The sequence below is a fragment of the Pseudoalteromonas sp. G4 genome (assembly GCF_028875915.1).
GTDB lineage: Bacteria > Pseudomonadota > Gammaproteobacteria > Enterobacterales > Alteromonadaceae > Pseudoalteromonas.
The window spans coordinates 19474-42262 of record NZ_JAPEHW010000011.1; the positions used below are offsets into that span (position 1 = coordinate 19474).

Annotated in this window: 18 protein-coding genes and 1 pseudogene; 13 read left to right on the plus strand and 6 right to left on the minus strand. The window is 40.6% G+C overall.

Features of this window, described 5'->3' with window-relative positions; all coding sequences use genetic code 11:
- Positions 1-4: 4 nt before the first annotated feature.
- Positions 5-3106, plus strand: coding sequence for an efflux RND transporter permease subunit (locus ON073_RS05855; protein WP_274760935.1), 3102 nt, complete (start codon positions 5-7; stop codon positions 3104-3106).
- A gap of 64 nt (positions 3107-3170) precedes the next feature.
- Here ON073_RS05855 and ON073_RS05860 read toward each other — a convergent pair whose 3' ends face one another.
- Complete coding sequence (locus ON073_RS05860; RefSeq protein WP_274760936.1) at positions 3171-5885, minus strand: choice-of-anchor B family protein; 2715 nt, start codon at positions 5883-5885, stop codon at positions 3171-3173.
- A 97-nt stretch (positions 5886-5982) separates the two neighbouring features.
- On the opposite strand from ON073_RS05860, the gene ON073_RS05865 reads away from it, so the two are divergent.
- From ON073_RS05865 to ON073_RS05910, 10 genes and pseudogenes are all read left to right on the plus strand, one after another.
- Positions 5983-6624 (plus strand): MbnP family protein, encoded by a 642-nt coding sequence (locus tag ON073_RS05865; RefSeq protein WP_274760937.1) that lies wholly within the window; start codon positions 5983-5985, stop codon positions 6622-6624.
- A 1-nt stretch (position 6625) separates the two neighbouring features.
- Positions 6626-7735, plus strand: a complete 1110-nt coding sequence (locus ON073_RS05870; protein ID WP_274760938.1) for a methanobactin export MATE transporter MbnM — start codon at positions 6626-6628, stop codon at positions 7733-7735.
- A gap of 89 nt (positions 7736-7824) precedes the next feature.
- Positions 7825-8871 carry a proline racemase family protein gene (locus ON073_RS05875; RefSeq protein WP_274760939.1) on the plus strand — a complete coding sequence of 349 codons (1047 nt, stop codon included), beginning with the start codon at positions 7825-7827 and terminating at the stop codon, positions 8869-8871.
- Positions 8868-9959 carry a M24 family metallopeptidase gene (locus tag ON073_RS05880; protein ID WP_274760940.1) on the plus strand — a complete coding sequence of 364 codons (1092 nt, stop codon included), beginning with the start codon at positions 8868-8870 and terminating at the stop codon, positions 9957-9959. The genes ON073_RS05875 and ON073_RS05880 overlap by 4 nt, the downstream gene beginning before the upstream one ends.
- Positions 9960-9970: 11 nt before the next feature.
- Positions 9971-10912, plus strand: a complete 942-nt coding sequence (locus ON073_RS05885; protein WP_274760941.1) for an ornithine cyclodeaminase family protein — start codon at positions 9971-9973, stop codon at positions 10910-10912.
- 13 nt (positions 10913-10925) lie between these two features.
- Positions 10926-11318 (plus strand): hypothetical protein, encoded by a 393-nt coding sequence (locus ON073_RS05890; RefSeq protein ID WP_274760942.1) that lies wholly within the window; start codon positions 10926-10928, stop codon positions 11316-11318.
- A gap of 35 nt (positions 11319-11353) precedes the next feature.
- Positions 11354-12142: a substrate-binding periplasmic protein gene (locus tag ON073_RS05895; RefSeq protein WP_274760943.1), complete on the plus strand. Its 789-nt coding sequence runs from the start codon at positions 11354-11356 to the stop codon at positions 12140-12142.
- 186 nt (positions 12143-12328) lie between these two features.
- Positions 12329-12626 (plus strand): annotated as a pseudogene (locus ON073_RS05900) (hypothetical protein).
- A 237-nt stretch (positions 12627-12863) separates the two neighbouring features.
- On the plus strand, positions 12864-15611 hold the full coding sequence (locus tag ON073_RS05905) for a metallophosphoesterase (protein ID WP_274760944.1): 2748 nt from the start codon (positions 12864-12866) through the stop codon (positions 15609-15611).
- Between the two features lie 109 nt (positions 15612-15720).
- Complete coding sequence (locus ON073_RS05910) at positions 15721-16335, plus strand: paraquat-inducible protein A (protein WP_274760945.1); 615 nt, start codon at positions 15721-15723, stop codon at positions 16333-16335.
- Here ON073_RS05910 and ON073_RS05915 read toward each other — a convergent pair.
- Positions 16332-16928 carry an FMN-binding negative transcriptional regulator gene (locus ON073_RS05915; RefSeq protein WP_274760946.1) on the minus strand — a complete coding sequence of 199 codons (597 nt, stop codon included), beginning with the start codon at positions 16926-16928 and terminating at the stop codon, positions 16332-16334. The two genes, ON073_RS05910 and ON073_RS05915, sit on opposite strands and share 4 nt — an antisense overlap.
- Position 16929: 1 nt before the next feature.
- Positions 16930-17511 carry a GNAT family N-acetyltransferase gene (locus ON073_RS05920; protein WP_274760947.1) on the minus strand — a complete coding sequence of 194 codons (582 nt, stop codon included), beginning with the start codon at positions 17509-17511 and terminating at the stop codon, positions 16930-16932.
- Positions 17512-17616: 105 nt separating this feature from the next.
- Here ON073_RS05920 and pdxR point away from each other — a divergent pair, with 105 nt between their 5' ends.
- Complete coding sequence (gene pdxR / locus ON073_RS05925; protein WP_274760950.1) at positions 17617-19068, plus strand: MocR-like pyridoxine biosynthesis transcription factor PdxR; 1452 nt, start codon at positions 17617-17619, stop codon at positions 19066-19068.
- Here pdxR and ON073_RS05930 read toward each other — a convergent pair.
- The gene (locus tag ON073_RS05930) at positions 19042-19440 is read right to left on the minus strand and encodes a hypothetical protein (RefSeq protein WP_274760951.1); all 399 of its coding nucleotides are present in this window, start codon (positions 19438-19440) and stop codon (positions 19042-19044) included. The two genes, pdxR and ON073_RS05930, sit on opposite strands and share 27 nt — an antisense overlap.
- A 71-nt stretch (positions 19441-19511) precedes the next feature.
- Here ON073_RS05930 and ON073_RS05935 point away from each other — a divergent pair, with 71 nt between their 5' ends.
- A complete protein-coding gene (locus tag ON073_RS05935; protein ID WP_274760952.1) occupies positions 19512-20549 on the plus strand; it encodes an NAD(P)-binding domain-containing protein in 1038 nt (345 codons plus the stop codon).
- Here the strand turns inward: ON073_RS05935 and ON073_RS05940 are convergent.
- Together ON073_RS05940 and ON073_RS05945 are read right to left on the minus strand one after the other, a co-directional pair.
- Positions 20529-21275, minus strand: a complete 747-nt coding sequence (locus tag ON073_RS05940) for a helix-turn-helix domain-containing protein (RefSeq protein WP_274760953.1) — start codon at positions 21273-21275, stop codon at positions 20529-20531. The two genes, ON073_RS05935 and ON073_RS05940, sit on opposite strands and share 21 nt — an antisense overlap.
- A complete protein-coding gene (locus ON073_RS05945; RefSeq protein WP_274760954.1) occupies positions 21272-22627 on the minus strand; it encodes an MBL fold metallo-hydrolase RNA specificity domain-containing protein in 1356 nt (451 codons plus the stop codon). The genes ON073_RS05940 and ON073_RS05945 overlap by 4 nt, the downstream gene beginning before the upstream one ends.
- Positions 22628-22789 lie beyond the last annotated feature (162 nt).

Sequence of the window (22789 nt, forward strand, 5' to 3'; positions counted from 1 at the left end):
GATTATGTTGCAGTGGATTATTCAAACCAGTTTAAAGTACAAAGTATTGGTGCTGTTATTGGCTGCCATGCTAGCGATATTGGGCGTTTATTCGGTAAAGAAAACACCGCTTGATGCCATTCCTGATTTATCCGATGTGCAGGTTATAGTTAAAACCAGCTTTCCGGGGCAAGCACCTGAAGTAGTTGAAGAACAAGTAACATATCCGTTATCAACCAGTTTAATGGCAGTACCAAAAGCAAAAACGGTGCGAGGTTTTAGCTTTTTTGGTGACTCTTACGTTTACATTATTTTTGAAGACGATACCGACTTGTATTGGGCACGCTCACGGGTGTTGGAATACCTAAACCAAGTAACCGCTAATTTACCAAGTGATGCTAAGCCAACTTTAGGGCCCGATGCGTCAGGGGTTGGTTGGGTTTATCAATACGCTTTAATAGATAAAAGCGGCACACAAAACTTAGCCCAGCTACGTACTTTGCAAGATTGGTTTTTAAAGTACGAATTGCAGTCAGTGGCGGGTGTAAGTGAAATTGCTACCGTTGGCGGCATGGTGCAAAGTTATCAGGTGGTTGTGGAGCCGCTTAGGTTAATGCAGTACGGCGTAACACTCACACAAGTAAAGTCAGCAATCGAAAATGCCAATAGTGAGGTGGGCGGTTCGGTGCTTGAAATGGCCGAAGCCGAATACATGGTGCGCAGTCGCGGCTTTTTAACCGACTTGGATGCGTTTAAAGCCATTCCCTTAGGCATTATTAATGACGACGGTAGCCCGTTATTGCTAGAACATGTTGCGACCATTCGTTTGGGTCCGCAAATGCGCCGAGGCATTGCCGAATTAAATGGTGAAGGTGAAGTGGTTGGTGGCATCGTGGTGATGCGCGATGGCGAAAATGCACTAACAACTATTGCCAATGTGAAAGCTAAAATTGCGCAAATTACACCGAGCCTACCTGAAGGGGTTGAGATTGTAACGGTTTACGATCGCTCAAACTTAATTGAACGTTCGGTTGAAAACTTGCAGTCAAAGCTGATTGAAGAAATGATTGTTGTTGCCTTGGTGTGCTTAGTATTTTTAATGCATGCACGCTCAACATTGGTGGCTGTGATTTGTTTACCGTTAGCTGTATTAGCGGGCTTTATTTTAATGCGCTTAATGGGCATTAATGCCAATATTATGAGCTTGGGTGGTATTGCGATTGCGATTGGTGCGTTAGTTGATGCAGCCATTGTTATGGTGGAAAACTGCCACAAACACCTTGAGCATTATCGCGCTGAAACGGGCGAAAACGCTAAGGGAAAAGCGCATTGGCAATTAGTAAGTAAAGCCGCTGTGGAAGTAGGGCCAGCGCTTTTCTTCTCGCTAATTTTAATTACGGTGAGCTTTATGCCGGTGTTTGCCCTTGAAGCTCAAGAAGGGAAATTATTTAGCCCGCTTGCCTATACCAAAACCTTTGTGATGGCGGCTGCGGCACTGTTAAGCGTGACCTTAGTGCCTGTATTAATGGGGTATTTAGTACGTGGTAATATTCCAAATGAGCAAAATAACTATCTAACACGCGTGTTAGTAGCAATCTATCGCCCGATTCTAGACCTGTGCTTAAAAGTACCTAAATTTACGCTGTTGGTTGCTATTGTGATTGCAGCATCAAGTTATTACCCGCTTTCTAAATTAGGCAGTGAGTTTATGCCTGAGCTGGAAGAGGGTGATTTACTCTACATGCCAACGACGCTGCCGGGTGTTTCCATCGCGGAAGCGGGTGAAATACTGCAACAAACTGACCGCTTAATAAAAACGCAGCCCGAGGTACTTAGTGTATTTGGTAAAGTAGGCCGTGCAGAAACCGCAACAGACCCTGCGCCGCTCACCATGCTTGAAACCACCATTCAGTTAAAACCAAAGAGTGAATGGCGCGAAGGAGTCACCCTTGAAACCATTATTGCTGAGTTGCAAGCGAGTGTGAATTTTCCGGGACTTGCCAATGCCTGGGTGCAACCGATTAAAACCCGTATTGATATGTTGTCGACAGGTGTTAAAACTCCAGTTGGCATTCAAATCTCGGGCGATGATTTAGCGCAAATTGAGCAAATAGGCCGTGATGTTGAGCGCATTTTAGCGGATGTTCCGGGTACCTTATCGGCTTATGCTGAGCGGGCGCAGTCAGGGCGTTATATCGATATTTCACCAAGACGTAAAGACGCTGCCAAATACGGTTTGAATATTGCCGATATTCAAAACTTAGTTAAGCATGCGTTAGGTGGCGCTAATATTGGCCAGTCGGTGCAAGGCAAAGAGCGCTTTCCAATTAACTTGCGCTACCCACGCCGTTATCGTGACCAAATAGAAGAGCTAAAAACATTACCGTTTTTATCACCAACGGGGGCATGGGTCACGCTAGAGCAGGTTGCTGATATTGAAATTAAAGATGGCCCAGCGATGATTAAAAGCGAAAACGGTCGTTTTATTGCGTGGACATTTGTCGATTTAGCACCAGATACGGTTATTGGTGATTATATTGCGGCTGCAAAAGCAGCACTGGATAATGAATTAGTGCTGCCTGCTAAACACAGCATTCGTTTTTCGGGCCAGTACGAGTATATGGAACGAGTTACCAGTAAATTGGAATTGCTGATCCCAATTACCTTGGCGATTATTTTTATCATTCTCTACCTTGCATTCAATTCATCACTGCAGGCAACGTTAGTGATGTTAACACTGCCGGTGGCTCTGGCGGGTTCATTGTGGTTTGTTTACTTGCTGGATTATCAGTTATCCGTTGCGGTTGCGGTAGGTATGATTGCCCTTGCGGGGGTTGCGGCTGAATTTGGTGTCGTGATGCTGATTTACCTCAATCAGGCGTTAAAGCAACATAAGGATATTTTAACTGCGGTTAAACAGGGTTCGGTACAGCGCGTTCGCCCTAAAGCGATGACGGTACTGACCATCGTGATTGGCTTAACACCGATTATGTTAGGAGGTGGCACGGGCAGTGAGGTGATGCAAAAAATTGCAGCGCCAATGCTCGGCGGTATGGTGATAAGCCCACTGGTGAGTATGTTGGTATTACCTTGTGCTTATTATCTGTTGTATCGCAATAAAAAATAAGCCCCTAACACAAAGCAATAAAGCGCCATTAGGCGCTTTATTTAAGTCAACAGACCTAATAGTTTTACCTTCTACGAATTGCTAACAGCGACATCAGAAGTAATAAGTAAATAGGTAAACTACCGCTCGATGAACTCGATTTTTCTGGCTCTGGTGGAGCAATCGGTGCAACAACGGTAATGGTTAATTCATCACTGCTGCTCGCGCCATGTTCATCGGTAGCAGTAAATGAAATGACTGCAGTTCCAGCTTCACTTGTGGCAGAAACGCTAGGCTTTAAGCTGTCTTCATTGGTGATATTAATTGCAACACCAGATACTCGTTGCCACTGATAAGTCAGTTGCTCAGTGCGATCATCGCTGGCAGTTGCTGCATTTAAAACCGTTGATGCATTTGTTGCCAGTTCAATATCGTTACCTGCGTATACCTCAGGTGCGCTATTGCTGTCATCATCTGAAATGGTGATTTCAACCTGTTGATTGCTTAACAAGCTGTCATCATTATTAGTAAGTTTGATAATAAAGCGTTCGGCATCTTCAATTTCTTGATCGTCCGTAATGCTAAATGAAATGGTTTTATTGGCTTTGTCGCCTTCAGCCCAAGTTACTGTGCCATTTTCAAAAGAAATATCTTCACTGCTCGCTGTTAGGTATTCAACTTGGTAGTCAAAGGTAATTTGGCCGCGGCTGCCACCCATACGGCTTAATTCAATATTTACATCACCTGTTTTTTCAGAGAAGGTGCGGCTTGACTGAACAAAACCAACTTTACCTTGGCTGGCAAGGCCATTAATGGTGACTTTCATAATACGATTGTCGCCAATTTCAAGATTGCTCGATGCATTGTGCAAGCGAATATAAAAGTCTTTTAGTGATGTTTCACCATTATCTAAAAGCGCCAAACCGATTACTTTAGGAGTTGTATCGTTGGCTGCCCAGGTTAACACTTGCGTGCTGTTACGTTGGCTCATATCTCTATTGAGTTGTGCACTACCATTGATGATTTCAAATTCAACGCTGGCTTCATCGTTAACAGCGGATGGCTTAGTGACGACAAGGCGCAGCTCATCACCGCGCTCAGCTGTTAATTCGGTGCTTTCAAACGCCACGTTAACACTGTTATCGCGAGAGGTATCTTTAACAATGTATAAGCCGCTATTGATATCACTAATTAAAATATTACCGGAAGGCAAGTAAGGGTAAGTACCCCAAGCACCATTAAATGAAGCATTATTTGAGGTTGGGAAAGTATCGAAATAACCGACTTCTTGCGGGTTGATTGGATCGCTTATATCTAAAATAGTTAAACCACGCTCGTAATTTGACATGTAATAACGGTTGCCTTTAACAAAGCCGTTGTGGTCTATGGTGCGGTTATTACTGGTCCATTTACCAACAATTGTTGGTTGTGTTAAATCTGCTAAATCAAGAATGCGAACTGTGGTATTTAAACCGCCTTTATTTTCATCAAACTCATCATGCACATACACGTAGCGTTTGTTTTCGTGCCACCAACCTGAGTGAATATACTGGCTGCTGCTATCGACATCATCATAGCCTACTTGTCCTAAACGTTCGGTATTAGCAGATTGTGTTGCATCCCAAATGCGAATTTCATTTTCGTTAAAATCGATAAATACATCGCATACACCGCTACTGGCATTAACGCAATCTCGCGTAGCACGGGTGTCGTTTATTGACATGCTGGTGGCGTCATGTGTGTAGTTAGCCCGTGATGTTGAGCCAATATCAAAGCTTTTGCTGGGATTGTTGGGCGTTGTTAAATCATAGGTAGTAAACGAGCCGCCATATTTGTTTGAACCAACAATTTGCATTTTTGCAGATTGGCCGTTGAGCGGCAGATTTAAACTGTAATCAACATTACTGATATACACGTTATGTGCGCTATTTACCGTGAAATTTGTGCCTGCAAGCGATACCGATGTAGGTAAATTATTTAGATTAATAATCTGCACGCCAGTGTTTGCTTCAGCTGTTACATAGGCGTACGCTTGATAGGCGTTTAATATCTCGTCGTAGTATTGCAGTACTTTTATATCGCGCCACGTCGTATTTGAGCCAGCAACATGACCAACTAATGTTGGGTTTGTTGGGTCCGCTAAGCTGTATACGCGAATGCCATCAGAGAACCCCATAATTGCGTATTCAATGCCATTATTTAAATCAACATGTCCCCAAATATCATTGCCTGAGGTGTTTGCTGGCAATGGCACATGAGCAACTAAATCTACGTTGTTACAGGAATACGAACCGGCACGGCCATTCTCACATGCGGTGCTACTTTGCTGCTCAAAAAGCGCTTGGTGACGCGCTAGTTTTTGTTTTAACTGTTTTGAAATTGTTAAGCTTTTAGTGTCTGCAATGACATTAAAGCCAGCCTTTTGCAGCATTTCATGCAAGGCGAGTGGCGCACCGACAATTTGTGTTTTATTGCTATTTGGGTTCTGTACTTGAAAGTGATCAAAGCGATTAAAACCACCTAACACGGGCACTAATTCGCTTTGTAAGTAAAAAAGTTCAGACTCATTTTTTAATTCGTATTGACCACTGGCGACTAATACTTTGTCCCCTTTACTGGCTTGCGATACAGCATAGGCAATGGATTTACATGGCCTGACTGGGTTGTTGCAGTCACCTTTATCCATTCCGTTGGTGGCTACAAAACGTGCTTTGTCATGTTCGGTGTGGGCAAGCGCACTGAGGCTAGTAATGCTACTTGCCAAAGCAAGTGTTAGCAGTGTAAGTTTCTGAGTCATCATAACTTTGCTAGGATCCTGTTCCTGTATTAATTACAGTGTAACTAATCAATCAAGAGAGTAAACCACCTTGCTGCGGTCATTTTGTATACTTTTGTTAATGAGTTTTTTGTTTGCATGTCAAAAACCATCAACGACTAAAATTGAATTTGTTGTAAAACAACATGGTGTTCAACACACATGTGATGAGCGGCAAACACTTATGTGGTTTGTCTCCGAATTTAAATCGGAAAATGCAATCTCAATTAAGCCTAGTCATTTTTCATCAAACAGCGTTGCCTTAATTGGTGCAAATTGTGAGAAAAGCAGTTGGCAAGTTGAGCTTATGGCAGATGATTTAGACAGAAAAAAGCTATCATTTGAGATGGCGGTTCCGTTTAATGAAAATCACCTAAATCCACTTACTGCGGCATCACCACTTAACATCAGTGAAATGTTTTGGAGTTGGCAGTTAGGCCATAAGTTTTTCCGCTATGATGGCGACAATGGATTTGCTTTCCATCTAGGCAGTACCGGCTGTAAAAGCCCATCGCGTTTACGGGCGCCTTCTGCACCCTGTACTTACCCAAATCGTTATCAGTTTGAACTTTCTCAATTTGATACGAATAAACCAATTGTTTTAGATTTAGATCGTTTACTTTCTGAGGTGGATCGTTCTCGTTCTTGTATAAGTGAACAAGCGAACGAGATTTGTCAGCAGTTGTTTAGCAACTTAACAACTAAGATATTTTATCAGGAATAATATGCGTCGTTCTTTACTGTTGTTGGCACTATTACTTGTCGGTTGTAGCGAACCAAGCAAGCCATATCAATGGCAACTACCTGAGGGCTTTCCGCTGCCTCAAGTACCTTCAACGAATCCCATGAATGATGCTAAAGTTGAACTTGGTCGACACTTATTTTACGACAAAAACTTGTCAGCAAATGGATTGCAAAGTTGCGCATCATGCCATCAGCAAGATAAAGCATTTGCTGAAATGATCCCAACTTCAATTGGTTCGACAGGTGAGCTACATCACCGCAATGCGCAGGCCTTAGTAAATGTCGCTTACAATAAAACACTGACTTGGGCTCACTCTGAAATGACCGAGTTGGAACAGCAAATTTTGCTCCCGCTATTTGGTGAAACACCGCTTGAAATGGGTGTGACAGGGCACGAAGAAGAGGTGTTAGCACGCTTTAATACGCCAGAGTACAAGACATTATTTGAGCGCGCTTTTGGCACTAAAGATGCGAATTTCGATCACATAGTTAAAGCGCTTGCTAGTTTTACCCGTAGTTTGATTTCGTTTCAAAGCCGTTTTGATCAATATGCTTACGCCATGCAGGATGATGCGCTGACAGCAAGCGAAATACGCGGTATGGATTTGTTTTTTTCTGAGCGTTTAGAGTGTCACCATTGCCACGGTGGTTTTAACTTTACGCAATCAACGACCCATCAAAAACAGCAACTAGACCGTCATCCGTTTCATAATACAGGCCTTTATAATATTGATGGCAAAGGGGCTTTTCCGCTAAGTGATCAAGGGTTATTTGCTATCACAGAAACGCCACAAGATATGGGGAAGTTTAGAGCGCCAACATTGCGTAATATCGCTTTAACAGCCCCTTATATGCACGATGGTAGTTTACAAACGTTAGAGCAAGTAATTGATTTTTATGCCGATGCTGGCCGTAATATTACAACTGGCAAGCATCGTGGAGATGGTCGTGAAAATCCATATAAAAGTGCATTTATTAAAGGTTTCCACTTAACTGACCAAGAAAAACAAGACTTAGTGGCATTTCTACATACTTTAACTGACGAAAAGTTTATTAAAAACAAAGCGTTTAGTAATCCTTTTAAGCAATAATCACTTACCCAATCTGGGCTTTATATTGATTTTAATATTTTCAAAGGTATATTGTATGCAAATATTGGTTTCGATATAGAAAGTTAAATATGAACACAAATGCGTTTGCTAATTGGCAACCAAGCAAAGCAATGCAACAAATTACCACTTTAGAAATGCACACAGGTGGTGAACCGTTACGCATTATTACATCGGGGTTTCCCAATTTAAAAGGCGACACCATTTTAGCAAAACGTCAGGACTGTTTAGCTAATCATGATGATTTACGAAAAGGCTTGATGTTTGAACCGCGTGGTCATGCAGATATGTATGGCGCATTGATTGTTGAACCGGAGCGCGATACCAGTGACTTGGGTGTGCTGTTTTTACATAACGAAGGTTACAGCACCATGTGCGGTCATGCCATTATTGCGCTATCTAAAGCGGCAATTGAAGCGGGTGTGATAAGTAAACAAGAAGGTGTTAATCAGATTAACTTTGATGTGCCTTGTGGTCAAATTCGCTCATCGGTAACCGTTAATAATGGTGAAATTAGCGATATTCGTTTTTTAAATGTGCCTTCATTCTTAGCGCTTAAAGCACAGCAAATTGAGGTTGAAGGCATAGGAGTTGTGACTTTTGACTTAGCCTACGGCGGCGCGTTTTATGCCTATGTTGATGCAGATGCCATTGGTTTGTCTCTTAAGCAAGATAACAGTAATCAAATTATTGATTGGGGTAAGCGTATTAAACAGGCGGTGATTGAAAGCACCGAAATTAACCACCCTTTTGAAGCTGATTTAAGCTTTTTGTACGGCACTATTTTTGTTTCGCATACCCAAATAGAACACCCAGATTCGCATAGTCGCAATGTGTGTATTTTTGCTGAAGGTGAGTTAGATCGCAGCCCAACAGGGTCGGGTGTAGCGGGGCGAGCAGCAATTCACTTTGCTAAAAACGAAATTGAAGCACAACAAGAGATTGTGATTGAAAGTATTTTAGGCTCACAGTTCAGTGTTAAAGTGGTTGATACACTAGAATATGGTGATTACCTGGCGGTGATCCCCGAAGTGAGTGGGAACGCCAATGTGGTGGGTAAAAACACTTTTTATTTTGATCAGAACGATGCATTAAACACAGGATTTATTTTCCGATGAGCACCCCATTTTTATCGCGCCAAGCGACGTTTCGCAGTTTATTAACTAGTTCACAACTCGATAGCGCATTGATTTTTGGCTACGAGAATATTCGCTATTTATCTGGTTTTAGCGGTCATGCCGCGTATTTAGTGATTAATCAAAATAGTGGTTATTTAGTCACTGACTACCGTTACGCAGAGCAAGCCACAAATGAAAGCCAAGGCTTTGAAGTCATTTGTCGCGACCGTGATAACGAAACGTTAGGACATTGCTTTAATCGCCTTATCGACAAAAATGCTAAGTTAGGTTTTGAAGCTGATCATATTAATGTTGGCGCTTGGCAAGCAATAAATGCAGAGTTATCAGTTGCACAATTAACACCAATACAAGGTGTTGTTGAACGTATGCGCTCTGTAAAAGATGATTGGGAAGTGAAGCAAATTGAGCTTGCAGCGGCGATTGCCGATCAAGCACTTAACGAAACCTTGCCTTATTTTATAACTGGAGCCAGTGAGCGCGATATTGCACTAGAGCTTGAATATCGCATGCAAAAGCTCGGCTCAAACGGTATGAGTTTTGACACGATTTTGTTATTTGGCGAACGCACATCTTTGCCACATGGTATGCCGGGAGATCGCAAACTCGCAGCTGGTGATTTTATTACCCTTGATTTTGGTGCTGTAATTAATGGTTATCGCTCTGATATGACGCGCAGTTATATTTATGGCGAAGCTAGTGAAAAACAACAATTGGTTTATCAAACTGTCGCAGATGCACAGGCTGCAGCTTTGGCTGAAGTGGTTGTCGGTACTGCAGCAACCAATGCCTTGAAAGCAAGTCATCGAGTTATTGAAAATGCGGGTTTTGCTGAGTATGCAGGTGAAGGATTAGGTCATGGTGTGGGGTTATTTTTACATGAATTTCCGATTATAAAACCTAACTGTGATTATCAACTTGAAGCCGGTAATGTCATTACGATTGAACCGGGAATTTATATTCCAAACTTTGGTGGTGTGCGTTTAGAGGATGATATTTTGGTTACTGAAAATGGCTACAAGTTACTTACCCATGCGCCTAAGCAAATGATTTTACCTGAAAGAGGTTAGGTGGATACGCCATGAAAATAATTGAAAAAGAGCAGGTATTATCTAGCCTGACGTTTGATGCCTTGATTAATGCACTTAACACGAGTTTTGCAGGCAACTTTTTAATGCCACAGCGACAAGTGTTTGAATTACAGCCGGGTGACCCTTCGCATAATGCATTTGCCGTTTTACCAGCGTGGGATGAAGAAGTAATTGGCGTGAAATCCTTTACTTATTTTCCGCAAAATGGCGAGGCGGGTTTTGAATCCTTATATTCAAAAATTATGCTGTTTGACCGAGCGCATGGTGTACCGCTTGCGCTGGTGGATGGCACAAGTGTGACGCTTTGGCGCACCGCTGCAGTTTCAGCACTTGCAGCACGCTATTTAGCACGTGAAGATGCTGAGCATTTAGTGTTTTTTGGTAGCGGTAACCTTGCCAGTTATATGATTAAAGCACATTTATCTGTTCGTAATTACCGTAAAGTGACCATTATTGGCCGTAATCGCGACAAAGTAGACAGTTTGATTAGCCGGTTACAAAGCGAATTTAATCATGTTGCCTTTGTTGCTGGGCAAGCTGATAAAGAGACGATTGCAAGTGCTTGCACAATTAGTTGTGCAACAGGCTCACCTGAGCCACTGTTTGATGGCAGCTGGGTCAGTGCAGGTGCGCATATAGACCTAATCGGTAACCACCACAAACATTGCCGAGAGTGTGATACGCAAACGGTAACACAAAGTGAGGTTTACGTGGATGGCTTAACAAACGTGTTAAATGAAGCGGGCGAGTTGTTAATTCCAATGGCTGAAGGAGCGTTTAGCCAACAGCAAATAAAAGGTGAATTAGCCGACTTATGTGCTAAACGCGTTTCAGGTCGGCAGCAAGAAAGTAGCATCACTCTATTTAAATCGGTAGGTACGGCACTTAGCGATCTTGTGGCTGCTCACCTCGTTTATAAGTTATCTAACTAAGTTGGGAATGGGCATGAAATTAGAGCTGTTATTAGTTGGCGGGTTAATATTACTTTGGGGCTTGGAGCCTTGGGTATATTATTTTTTGTGCCGCCAACGAAAACGCTCTTGGCGTGCTTGCGCTATTGAAAAAGCCACATTAGTTGGTTTACAAGATTTGATGCCATTTTACAGCTTTAAAGATAAACAAATGATGCTGCAATATTGTTTTGAACAAGAAAAATACAGTGTTATTTTGGAGTATGATAAAAGTTGCTTAAATGCGCTTAATGATAATCAAACAGTATATTTGTTTGTTGACCCAACCAACCCTGAAAAGGCATTTCTATATCGAATGCCTAATCGCATAATTGCTTATTTATTTCCTTTAATCGGCACACTTTTATTTACGCTAGCACTCACCTAGACTTAGGAAAATGACTTCCTTTTATTAATAACTCAATGCGGCATTCCTGGCTAACAAATAGCTTTACTCTTATCGTAATTTTATTGCTTTCGGTTAAGCTGTTGGCAGCTGAACTTGAAATGGTGGTCACTGAACATTTTCCTCCTTATCAGGTAAAGGCTGGTGATAAGTTAGAAGGGGTGGCGGTAGAAATTGTTAATGCATTACTTAAGCGCGAAAGTATAGATACACAGCATCTTATTCTTCCTTGGTCGCGGGCTTATCATATTGCAACTCAGCAAAAGAATGTAATGATTTATTCCATTCGTCGCACGCAAAAACGTGAAGACGATTTCCTTTGGGTTGGGCCAATTTTTCCTGCAAATTCGTCGTTACAAAGTAAAAGTTCACTGTATTTATGGCAGTTAAAATCATTTAAACAAAAGAAAGTCAGCACAAATACCATGCGTAACTTTACGCTTGTAGTCGCAAGAGATGATTATTTGATGGACGAGATAGTTGCAAGGTATCAATGGCCCACTAAAAATGTGATGCAAGTGCGCACTTGGCCAGAGGCAATAACAGCACTAAAAGAACAGCGTGTAGATGCCATTGTGCTGCAAAAGAATAATTTAATCGCGCTGAGTAAGTTATTAGCGTTTGATATGTCAGAGTTTGAACCAGTTGTAGATTTAGGGCGGGCTCCGTTATTGCATATCGCCCTTAGTAAACATTCAAACCCCATTTTATTAAAACGCTTACAACAAGCTTTAAATGATTTACACAACTCACAAGAATACAATTTAATTGAACAAAAGTGGCGCTCATCTTTTACTTTTGATTAGTAAAGTGACCATTCATGAAGTTTATTGTTCTGATCTTTTAATATTTGCAGCTATTATAAAACGACTATAAATCTTGATGGATAGGAACACGCAATAAGCCTCCTATACTAATTTTTGAATTATTAACAAATACCTGACGCTACTCTCACTGATGCTATATTTAATCAGCTATTAAACGTCAGAAGGATGGTCTTATTGTGCATTGAACAACGCGCTGCACAAAGTATCGTACCAAAGCCGTTAGACGCTCAACAAACTGCAGAGCTAATTGAATTAATAAAAAACCACCTGCAGGCGAAGAAGATTTATTTTAGATCTATTAATAAACCGCGTACCACAGGGGGTTGATGAAGCGGAATACGTAAAAGCGGGTTTTTTAGCAGCAATAGCAAAAGGCAAAGCAAGCTCGTCATTAGTGTCAAAAGAATACGCAACAGTTGTTGATACTTACAGTTACTTAAACTTCCAAAAAATGCCTCAGTAAACTAAAAAGGCTGAAAAGTAATTATTCAGCAAGCAGTGTAGTAGCTCTCTGTGTAATCGAATGTGATGGTAAAAAAAGCCGATACTATTTAGTATCGGCTTTTTTACATTTTAAGATAATTTAATTCTTTAAATCTGGGATTTTATTATTAGCTGTGATGTAATATTTTCAATAATTGTTGTTAAATTAACCATTTGTTGGTTTTTGTTGATGTTAATCAAGGTGTGAGGCAAGGAAGTGTATTTAAGAGTATTGCTATGTGTATTCAGCACACTGATGTTGTTAGGCTGTGTGGGAGAAGGAGAAACCAGTAAATCAGTCAGTGAAGATGCGGCACAAACACCTGTTCCGGTTGGCAGTGCTGGTGGTGTAATTCGTTTTGATAGTACAGGCACTTTAGATGTTGAGGCTGGAGCTGTTCCCGAAAATTTAACGCTTTCGGTTAATGTGGGCGATTCAAATAGTTTTCCTGATGCTCAAAATTCTCTTTCTAAAGTCTATACTATTACCCCAATCGAAACCGCTTTGTTTGATAAAGCCGAGCTGACAATTCCATTACCAAATGACTATCAAGCGGAACATCAATACGTATTAGCAAGGTTAGTTAATGATACGTGGGTGCCTAATTTTAATTCTAGGATTAATGGTAACTTTATTTCCGCTGAAATTTACCATTTGGGAATTTATGGCATTCGTAAATTGCCAAACATTTCTACGTTTAAATCCATTGGCCCAGCATGCGATTCAACTGCTGTACAACAGACTATTCGTTTTGTGCATGTCGCAGATTTGCATTCTCGCTTCGGTTATAAAGAGCGCTTATACAGTCGTTTAAAATCACTGCATTTAACCTCACTAGAAGAAAACCCTTACACTATTTTTACCAACGGCGGCGATGATTACGAGAAAGGCAATGTGGCTGAGCAAGTATCAATGGGTAGGGCCTCATCTCTAGCGACACAGGCTATGGAATTTGATGTTCGAGTGGTGGGGAACCATGATTATGCTTGGGGAGAAGATGAATTATTAGCGTATGCACAAGATGAAACCGCACTGGTACTTGCTTCAAATACGCAATATGTTGGTGAAAAAGCACAAGGCTTTCCTACACACAAATTTGGCATTATTGATGTTGGTTGTGTCAAAGTTGGCTTCTTGGGTATGACCTCAGGTCCATGGAATGAGCTTGATAAAGAATACAAAGAACGCCCACTACCAGACTTTATTGATAACTTTGTAATGGATTATGAATTTACCGAAGTCGCAGAAGGTTTAGTGCGCTTTTATGGTGAACAAGTTGATTATCTTGTAATGGTGAGCCATTTAGGTTGGGTGGATGATCGCATTGCGCAAAACGTTCCTGAGATTAATCTAATACTTGGTGGTCATAGTCATGATAAGCCGCAAATCCATAGGTATAACGACAATAAATCGATTGTTATAGAGCCTGATATTTACGGTATGGGTGCAACCGTGATTGATATCGACTTTAACTTATTTGATAAGACATCGCGCCCAGTACGCTTTGAAAATGATGAAATTCAAATCGATACTATGGATATCAACACATTTCATGAGCCGCTAGATAAGAAAATTGCAGAGATTGTTAAAACTTATTTAGAAGACCCAGACTATAAAGTGGCAATTTCTGAAAATTATCCCGATCGCAATGGTATTGAAAAGGTGCTTGCAGATGCATTGATTTTTTCGCACAAGGTAGATGCTGTTTTGTTGGGGGCTTATGATTTGGCAGACCCGTTTAGCTTGTATCCTTGGCAAGCTGGGGGTGTTACGCAGCAAGAATTACATGATGCGTTTCCGGTAGAGCGTCAGCCATCGAATACGCTAGGTTTTAATGCTGTTTACTCGGTTGAAGTGTCTGGTGCGGATTTAGAATCTATGGTGGGTCAACAGCCACAGTGGCAATATTTTGGTGAACAACAATTTAATCCAGATAGTACCTACACGGTAGCACTTTATAAAGGTGCTGCATTAAATCCATCCTTGTTTTTTAATGATGTGAATTTTGAAAATCCCACTGCGCTAGATGATAGCTGGCGAGTGATCGAAGAATATGGCCGTTATCGCACTAGTCAGTGCTTGCACTTAGACACAGATACACAATTAAATGCCTGTAAAGAAGATGAATTTATTACTCTTTGGCAGTTTGATAACAGCGAAGATCCATTTTTATCGGATTATGGCCCATCGACCATGAAGTTGTTTAACCCTGATCGTAAAAGTTATAGCGATGAGGTGATTTTCGAAAAAATTTCGCAACTTGAAGAATCAATCCCAAGTCTCTCCGGTTTTGATGCAACCGTTATGAAATTCCCACGTTTTAAAATAAACGAAGGCTTAAAAGTACGCCATAACGTCGATGCCAACGGTGATTTTGTCGAGCAAGGACTGGTGTCTGATTATTCATTGGTAATGGATTTATTGTGGCCAAGTGAAAGTGTGGCGAAATACCGCCCGTTATTACAAACATCTCTCAATTATGAAAGCGAAATCGAAGACGAAAAAAAGGCAGAAATCCGCTTTGAGTCAATAGAAGGAGAACGCACAACTGGTGGCGTTGGCTTTGATGGTTTTTGTGGTGAAATGCTCCCTGACACTTGGTACAGAATTGCACTGGTATTTTATAGTGCCCCATTTGATGGCACCTTTAAGGTTTATATTAATGGCGAATTAGCTTGCGAAAAAACAGGGCGCAATATTACCGAACGCTTTGCGCTAGGTGAGCAGTTCTTATTACTAACCGATGGCACATGGGCAGCCCAACCAGGGTATTTAAATGCAGCGTTGTTTGCTGGCCGCAGCTTAAGTGAAACAGAAATTAAAATGATGGGTGGGCCATCAGCAAAAATGACGTTCTCGCAAGAAAAAGCCACAACCAGTGAAACAATTTTGCGCCATCAACAAAGTGCACCGGGGCGACCGTATAATCCATGGATTGAACAGCGTAATAAGTTCTTTAAATGAGTTAGTTGCGTTGTAAGTTGCTTCGATTTATAACGCTTTTTAACAAATCAAATTAGCCGCACAATGTATGTTGCGTTAAAGTCGGGAAAATTAATTTTTAAGAAGCATTATGAAAACAAAAATTAGCGCTGTTATTTTATTACTCGTGAGCATTGCCTTGCTGATCCCAGGGGTAACTCAGCCCGTGTTAACACTGCAAGGGAATATTGATAAAGCCAAAATTGTGGATGTGGGTATTACCATGCTTGCCGAAGAAGGTGATGGCAATACACGCGGCATGCTTCGTATGTTTTCGGGTATGCTCGGTCTTGATAAGTTAGAAGGTGAAGTTGAAGCCTATCGCAAAACCCGCAGTATTGTTGGTACCATTGAAGAACTTGCCAATAACCAAAACCATGTGGTGGCAGTATTAGTTGGGTTATTTGCGGTGATCATTCCATTTTTAAAACTACTGATGCAGCTACTCAGTGTGTTATTGCCCGCTAAAATTAAGCTCACTCGTTTGCTTAATACCGCTGCTTCTAAGCTTAGTAAATGGAGCATGACCGACGTATTTGTGATTGCGCTTATTGTTTCTTATTTGGCTGGCAATGCCGATGGGCAAATGGGTGATATGTTAAAAATGAAAGCCGAGCTAGGCAACGGCTTTTGGTTTTTTACTGCGTATTGTATTGTTGCAATTGCCTCTTCTCAGTTTGTGGAGCGCATTCATAAAGCCCGCTAGTAAATTAATTCTGCAGAGTCTTTATCGCCACGAGCATAAAGGCTCTGCTTTATCTCTTCTCGCGTTTCGCTTGCCTTATCTTGGCTCAGTTTGAAGTTACCAAAGATTTCAGTAATTTCCACTCTAAACACCATTATGTATTTTAACGACTGAGACAGTTCATTTTCACCTACTTGTGAAAGTTGCCACTGCGTTGCCAGCTTATCTTCAAATTGTGCAACGGAATAAGCCATTATCTCGCGCTTTTGTGAGGGCTTGGTAATCGGTTGTGCTGTGCCTTTCACCTCTAATTTGGCGTAATGCCATGAAGGTAAATAAACCTTTTCGGCATCATTCGGAGAGACATAACAGTCAGCGCCATTAAAAAGGCATTTTATGTTTAAAGGCTGCTTAGCAAGTAACTTAGCAAGCGGGTTGTTTGCGGCCATGTGCCCCAATAAGTGCTGCTTTTTTTCATCCAGTACTAATGGAATATGGCAAAGCTCAATATCGCCTTGCGCGTTTTGATAAATCAAACTTGCCAACGGTGACTTCTCAATGTGTGCTAACAGTCGAGAGTGGTCGTTTTCAATATATTTATTGGGTGGGTACATATTATAACTTTGCCTCTAACAACTGTTTTACATTTGGCCAAATAGTGTGGGTTACACTAAATACTGCGCTATTACGATAGCTACCGTCAATCAGCTTCCTATCTTGCCATGCGATGCCTTCAAATTGTGCGCCCAATCTTTCGATGGCATTTCGTGACTTTTGATTATTTTCATGGGTGCGAAGTTCTACTCGGGCTGCACCAAGTTGTTCAAATGCGTAGTTCAACAGCAGATATTTTGTATGTGTATTGATATGGCAACGTTGAAATTCAGGGGTAATAAATGTATGGCCAATTTCAAGTTTATCGTGATTAAAATCAAGGGCAAATAAGCGTGTGCTGCCAACCAGTTGATTACTTTTTTTATCAATAATCACTAACGGCAATTGCTTATCAGCTTGGTACTGTGCTGTTTCATTAAACCAATGCTCAAGCGTATCTTTATCTTTGCAGTAATTGCTAAGCACATATTGCCAAATTACCGGGTTTTTCCCTGCTTGTAATAAATTATCTAAATGGTGGTGTTGCAGCTTTTGCAAAATGACTTTGTTAGTTTCAAATTGTGTTTGTGTTAATTGTTGCATGGTGACCTCATTCCAAATTTTTCATGCTTAATGAGGTGTATTAAAAAAGAAATCTGGTATAACTTTAACAACCAGTTTTTATTATTTATATAGACCAGAAATTAAATGCGCTTACTCACCATTTCATTTAACCCGCATGAAAAAAAATACCTCGCGATTGCTGCGAGTATTCGAGAGTCCATTTTATCGGGTCAGTTAAAACCGCAAGACCGCTTGCCGGCAAGCAGAGATTTAGCTAACCAGCTCAATGTGAATCGTCATACTATTATGGCGGCTTGCGATGAGTTAGTTGCGCAGGGGTATTTAGAAAGTTTACCGCGTATTGGTTATCAAGTAGTTTCGGTCTTACCGGTAGAAGGCTGTGACCTAAATGAATCGACCGAAACTCAGCAGTTTAATTTATCCCACTTATTTAAATCGCCAACAGCGAGTCTTTCTAGTGCTGATTTCAACGTACGCTTTAATTTTGCTGGTGGATTACCAGATATAACGCAATTTTCAATGAAGGTATTTAAAAGCCATTTAAATACTGCTTTAAAACAGTTAGACCTGGGCAGCTTGCATTACCAAGGTACGTTGGGTAACGCCAAATTACGCGAACAAATAAAAAAATACCTAATAAGAGCCCGCGGCCTTTCATCTGGCGAAATATTAATAACCAATGGGTCGCAAGAGGCGCTGTTTATTGTTGCGCAAGCGGTGTTGCAGAACGGTGATAATGTGGCGGTTGAGCAACTTAGTTATCCGCCTGCATGTGCTGCGCTTAGTTCAAATGGCGCAAACTTGATCACCATTGAACAAGATGAGTTTGGTATAAAACCTGATAGCTTAAAGCGTGTATTAGCACATAGTAAAATAAATACGCCGCTACACCAATACCCAACAACCGTGACATTATCGCCACAGCGTCGTAGTCAAATATACCAATTAGCTCAGCTGCATGATTTTTTAATTTTAGAAGATGATTATGATCATGAGTTTCATTATCGCTGTTCACCTTTAGTGCCCATGGCGGCAAATGACCCTGATGGGCGAGTAATTTATATTTCAACGTTTTCAAAAATTATGTTTGCAGGCGCGCGATTGGGCTATGTTTCGGCGCATCCTCAAGTGATTGAATATCTTGCTAATAGTAAAAAAATTATTAACCACAAAACTGAATGTGTATTACAGCAAGCGGTAGCCAATTGGATGAGCGAGGGGGATTTTGAAAGGCATCTTCGTAAAATGACGCAGCTGTATTTAGCTAGAAGAGATCACCTTGTGCAATTGTTAGCAGAATACAAACAAGCAGGTTTTCCAATCAACTATGCTATTCCAGATGGTGGCATGGCAATTTGGTTAGGTTGTAAGCGAGACTTAACTGGCTTTACGGCATTGGCACAAAGTCAAGGTATTTTTGTTCAATGTCAGCAAGATTTTAATGATGATTATATCGACTTTGATCATCAAGGATATCAGTACGTAAGATTGGGGTTTGCCAGCATGAATGATGAAATGCGCCGTGAAGCACTTAGCGCATTAATGACTTTACTCTTCCCCGCGATTACTCGCTAGCCATGCAAGGGCTTGCTCTCTTGTATTAAAACATTTGTGCGTTAAATTAGCCGCGGGGTAAACGTTATCGCATACTTGTTTGGTCATAGATTTGGTTTCACACCTTGCTAGATTAATGGCAACTGCTTTGGCGCTCGATGCTTTTAAAAATTCGATGTGATAATTTTGCGCGTCTGGCGTTGGCAATGCTTCACCATAAATATTTAACAACACATCGAAATCTGTAATCTGTTGATTTCTGACCATAACAATTAATTGTGCATGTAAATGCTCAAAAAATTCCATATTCCATGGTCCAGTGCTGTTTATTTCAAGGGTTTTGTTATGCCAATTTAGGCTAACGTCGCCGTGCATTTTAAATTTATCAAACATATAGCGTTTAAATTCAATTTTTAATTGCTTTGTCCCTTTATTCTAGCTGAGAGTTTTTAGTTGGAGTAGGTATGAAACAAGCAATTATTGTTGGGGCAGGTCACGCAGGTTTAGCAACCGCTTATTTATTAAAGCAAAAAGGCTACCATGAAGTGATTATTTTAGAGGCATCAAGTGAAGTAGGCAGTGCATGGCGTAAACGTTATGAAGGATTAGCCTTATTTACTTCTAAGCGTTACAGCCAGTTACCGGGTTTGAAAATGACTGGAAATGTAAACGAGTATCCAACAAAGCAAGAATTTATCGACTATTTAAAACAATATGCAGATAATTTTCAGTTTGATATAAGGTTTTGCCGCAAAGTGATTGATGCGCGAAAGGATGCCAATGGCTTTACACTAAGCTGTGAAAATGGTGAAACCTATATAAGTAAAATGCTATTTGTATGTACAGGCGCATTTCAAATAGCCAATAATTTGCATTTAAATAACAATGCTTTTTACCAAAACAGAGTGTTTACACCCGAATCGATAGGAAACCGGCATTTAACATGTAAAAACGAAAATTGGTTGGTTATTGGCGATGGTGCCAGTGGTCGGCAGCTTGCCAAAATGCTTGCTAAAAATAATCGGGTCTTCTTATCTTCGGGAAAGTTGCGTTCTTTTTTGCCACAGCGATTATTTGGTAAAGATGTTTTCTTTTGGTTGGATAAATTTGGCATTACCCGATTGGATAAACACCATTGGCTGGCAAAAAGAATACAAAAAAGCGATCCCTTTCCAGCAGATGGTATTGGTAATAATCAATTAATAAAAGTGGGTGTGATGTTTTGCAAACGTTTTGATTTGAATAAGTTAATGTCTGAAGAGCCTGTAACACTTGCTGGGCAATCGATAGATAAAGTGATTATTGCCACAGGCTACAAAAATGACTTTTCTTGGCTTAACAATTTAACAACTGAGAAAGTGGGTGAGCAAAGCGTATTAAACACGGTTTCTAAAATATCCGGTTTATATATTTTGTCGCAACCTTGGCTTAGCTCACGAGGCTCTGGGTTAATTATGGGCATTGAGCATGATTTTAATTTATTAGACTTGCTCGAATGTTAGCCGACCTTTTAGTAACTTTGGTTTTATGCCAAACAGTGTTTTACATTCTCGGCTCAGATGTGCAGCATCGCTAAAACCAACTTCATAGGCTGCTGTTGTTAAGTCATAGCCGCCTGCTAGCAATGGCATTAAACGTTGAAATCTTAAGTATCGCAAATAGCTTTTAAAGGGCATACCTAAGTGTTCACTCAGCAAATGCGATAATCGGCTTGGAGATAAGTTGACCAAATTTGCTAAAAATTTAAGGCTAACATCAGCGTTATTGTGATTTAAGTGTGCTAGCACTTTGTCAATGCGGGCATCTGGGGTGGTGGTAGCTTGAGTATGTTCACATAAAAGGCTATTTAATAATTCCGTAAGCGCATAATCAAAATGACCTGTGTGCTCTATAAAATATTGCCAAAGATGCTGGGACTTTACATTTTCAAAGCAAATGTAAGCATTGTTAGTATCATTTTGACAGCTAATTAGATGGGTTAGCTTTTTGCCTAACACGCTAAAGTTATCAACCAAGATTGTTATTACCGGAGCCTCACTTTTTAGTGCATGATGAGCATTAGCGGCAATGACTAAACAACTCGCATTTATAAATGTTTGCTCAACGGTAACGATAGCCTTCGGCGAGAGTAGGTTTATCTGAATAAATTGATGGCGATGAACGTCAGCCATCAATTTATCATTAAACGCAATGTAGATACCTTGATGTACTAAAAATTGGGTTTTCAAAGTTCAACTTGTTCTAGATATTCAGCTACTTTGGCATCAATACCAAGCTGCTCTTTAATGTGACACCGCATCGCTTCACATGCGCTGACCTCACCGTGATTAATATAAATTTGCTTTGGTAAAGACTCACTTTGCTGAAGCCAATTTAGAATATCTTGGTAGTCGCCATGTGCTGAGAGCGAATCTAAATGCAAAACATTTGCCCGTACTTCGACATATTCACCATGTATTTTTATTCTTTCTGCACCATTAATTAAGGCTTCACCTCGCGTGCCCGCAGCTTGGAAACCTAAGAATGCTACTGTGTGTTTATCATCTGGTAATAAGCTTTTTAAGTGATGGAGTACACGACCACCGCTCGCCATACCGCTGGCTGAAACAATAATACAAGGTAAGTGGCGACTATTGAGTAATTCTGACTCTTCTTGTGTTTTTACAAACTCAGTCATGTCATCAATTGCTTGGCATTGCTCTTTTGTTAATTTGTGATGTTTATGTGCTTTCTCATAAAGGTCGGTTACTTTAATTGCCATAGGGCTATTGAGGTAAACAGGCACATTAGGAATACGTTGTTCTTTTTTGAGCTCAGCTATTAAATGCAAAATCAATTGTGCACGACCTACTGCAAAAGAGGGCATTAAAAATATACCGCCGCGTTTAAAAGTGTCATTTATGGCATCGGCAAGGATTTGCTTTGTGTCTATAGTGGCATGTCGTCTGTCGCCGTAGGTTGCTTCAACAACCAATAAATCACACGGGGCAATAGCTTCAGGTGGGTACATGATAGGGTCATCTTGCCTGCCTACATCACCACTGAATATCAGGGTTTTATTCTTTGCTCTTAGCTCAATACTCGAAGCGCCTAAAATGTGGCCGTTTGCTTTTAAAGTGATCTCAACATCAAGTAATACTTCCGTCAGATGATGAAAGTCTAGTGGAACAAAAAGTGACAACGACTTTTTAGCATCATTTAATGTATAAAGTGGCTCTGCAGGAGAGTGCTTAGAAAACTTCTTTTTATTAGCGTATTTGGCGTCTTCTTCTTGTAAAAATCCGGCATCGGGTAATAACACTTCGCATAGTTTTAATGTTTCATATGAACAATAAATAGGACCTCTAAATCCTTGTTTATATAGTAGTGGTATGTAGCCAGAGTGATCTATGTGGGCATGGGTTAATAACACGGCATCCAATTGTGCTATATCAAATGGAAGAGATTGCCAATTGCGGGTACGATAGTTTTTAATGCCTTGATATAAGCCGCAATCAATCAAGATTTTGAGATTATCAATTTCGAGCAGGTGTTTTGAACCTGTCACTGTACTTGCTGCCCCGATAAATGTTAATTTCATGGCAAGCTCCATATTTAGTGTAATTAGCTCTATTTTAGTCAATCTTACTAATAATGAATTACTCGTAAGTTGTTGTTTAAAGCTAACACACTGAAAGTTATATTAAAATATATTTGGCATAGAGTTTGATTTAAGTTAAGTAAATTGGAAATTTGAGAGGTT

What these genes read in the sequence shown, in the direction of transcription:
- ON073_RS05930 (WP_274760951.1), bottom strand. Translation starts at nt 19,440, where the DNA reads ATGTTTGATAAATTTAAAATGCACGGCGACGTTAGCCTAAATTGGCAT.
- ON073_RS05875 (WP_274760939.1), top strand. Translation starts at nt 7,825, where the DNA reads ATGAACACAAATGCGTTTGCTAATTGGCAACCAAGCAAAGCAATGCAA.
- ON073_RS05865 (WP_274760937.1), top strand. Translation starts at nt 5,983, where the DNA reads ATGAGTTTTTTGTTTGCATGTCAAAAACCATCAACGACTAAAATTGAA.
- ON073_RS05885 (WP_274760941.1), top strand. Translation starts at nt 9,971, where the DNA reads ATGAAAATAATTGAAAAAGAGCAGGTATTATCTAGCCTGACGTTTGAT.
- ON073_RS05915 (WP_274760946.1), bottom strand. Translation starts at nt 16,928, where the DNA reads ATGTACCCACCCAATAAATATATTGAAAACGACCACTCTCGACTGTTA.
- ON073_RS05910 (WP_274760945.1), top strand. Translation starts at nt 15,721, where the DNA reads ATGAAAACAAAAATTAGCGCTGTTATTTTATTACTCGTGAGCATTGCC.
- pdxR (WP_274760950.1), top strand. Translation starts at nt 17,617, where the DNA reads ATGCGCTTACTCACCATTTCATTTAACCCGCATGAAAAAAAATACCTC.
- ON073_RS05870 (WP_274760938.1), top strand. Translation starts at nt 6,626, where the DNA reads ATGCGTCGTTCTTTACTGTTGTTGGCACTATTACTTGTCGGTTGTAGC.
- ON073_RS05860 (WP_274760936.1), bottom strand. Translation starts at nt 5,885, where the DNA reads ATGATGACTCAGAAACTTACACTGCTAACACTTGCTTTGGCAAGTAGC.
- ON073_RS05880 (WP_274760940.1), top strand. Translation starts at nt 8,868, where the DNA reads ATGAGCACCCCATTTTTATCGCGCCAAGCGACGTTTCGCAGTTTATTA.
- ON073_RS05890 (WP_274760942.1), top strand. Translation starts at nt 10,926, where the DNA reads ATGAAATTAGAGCTGTTATTAGTTGGCGGGTTAATATTACTTTGGGGC.
- ON073_RS05895 (WP_274760943.1), top strand. Translation starts at nt 11,354, where the DNA reads ATGCGGCATTCCTGGCTAACAAATAGCTTTACTCTTATCGTAATTTTA.
- ON073_RS05935 (WP_274760952.1), top strand. Translation starts at nt 19,512, where the DNA reads ATGAAACAAGCAATTATTGTTGGGGCAGGTCACGCAGGTTTAGCAACC.
- ON073_RS05855 (WP_274760935.1), top strand. Translation starts at nt 5, where the DNA reads ATGTTGCAGTGGATTATTCAAACCAGTTTAAAGTACAAAGTATTGGTG.
- ON073_RS05920 (WP_274760947.1), bottom strand. Translation starts at nt 17,511, where the DNA reads ATGCAACAATTAACACAAACACAATTTGAAACTAACAAAGTCATTTTG.
- ON073_RS05945 (WP_274760954.1), bottom strand. Translation starts at nt 22,627, where the DNA reads ATGAAATTAACATTTATCGGGGCAGCAAGTACAGTGACAGGTTCAAAA.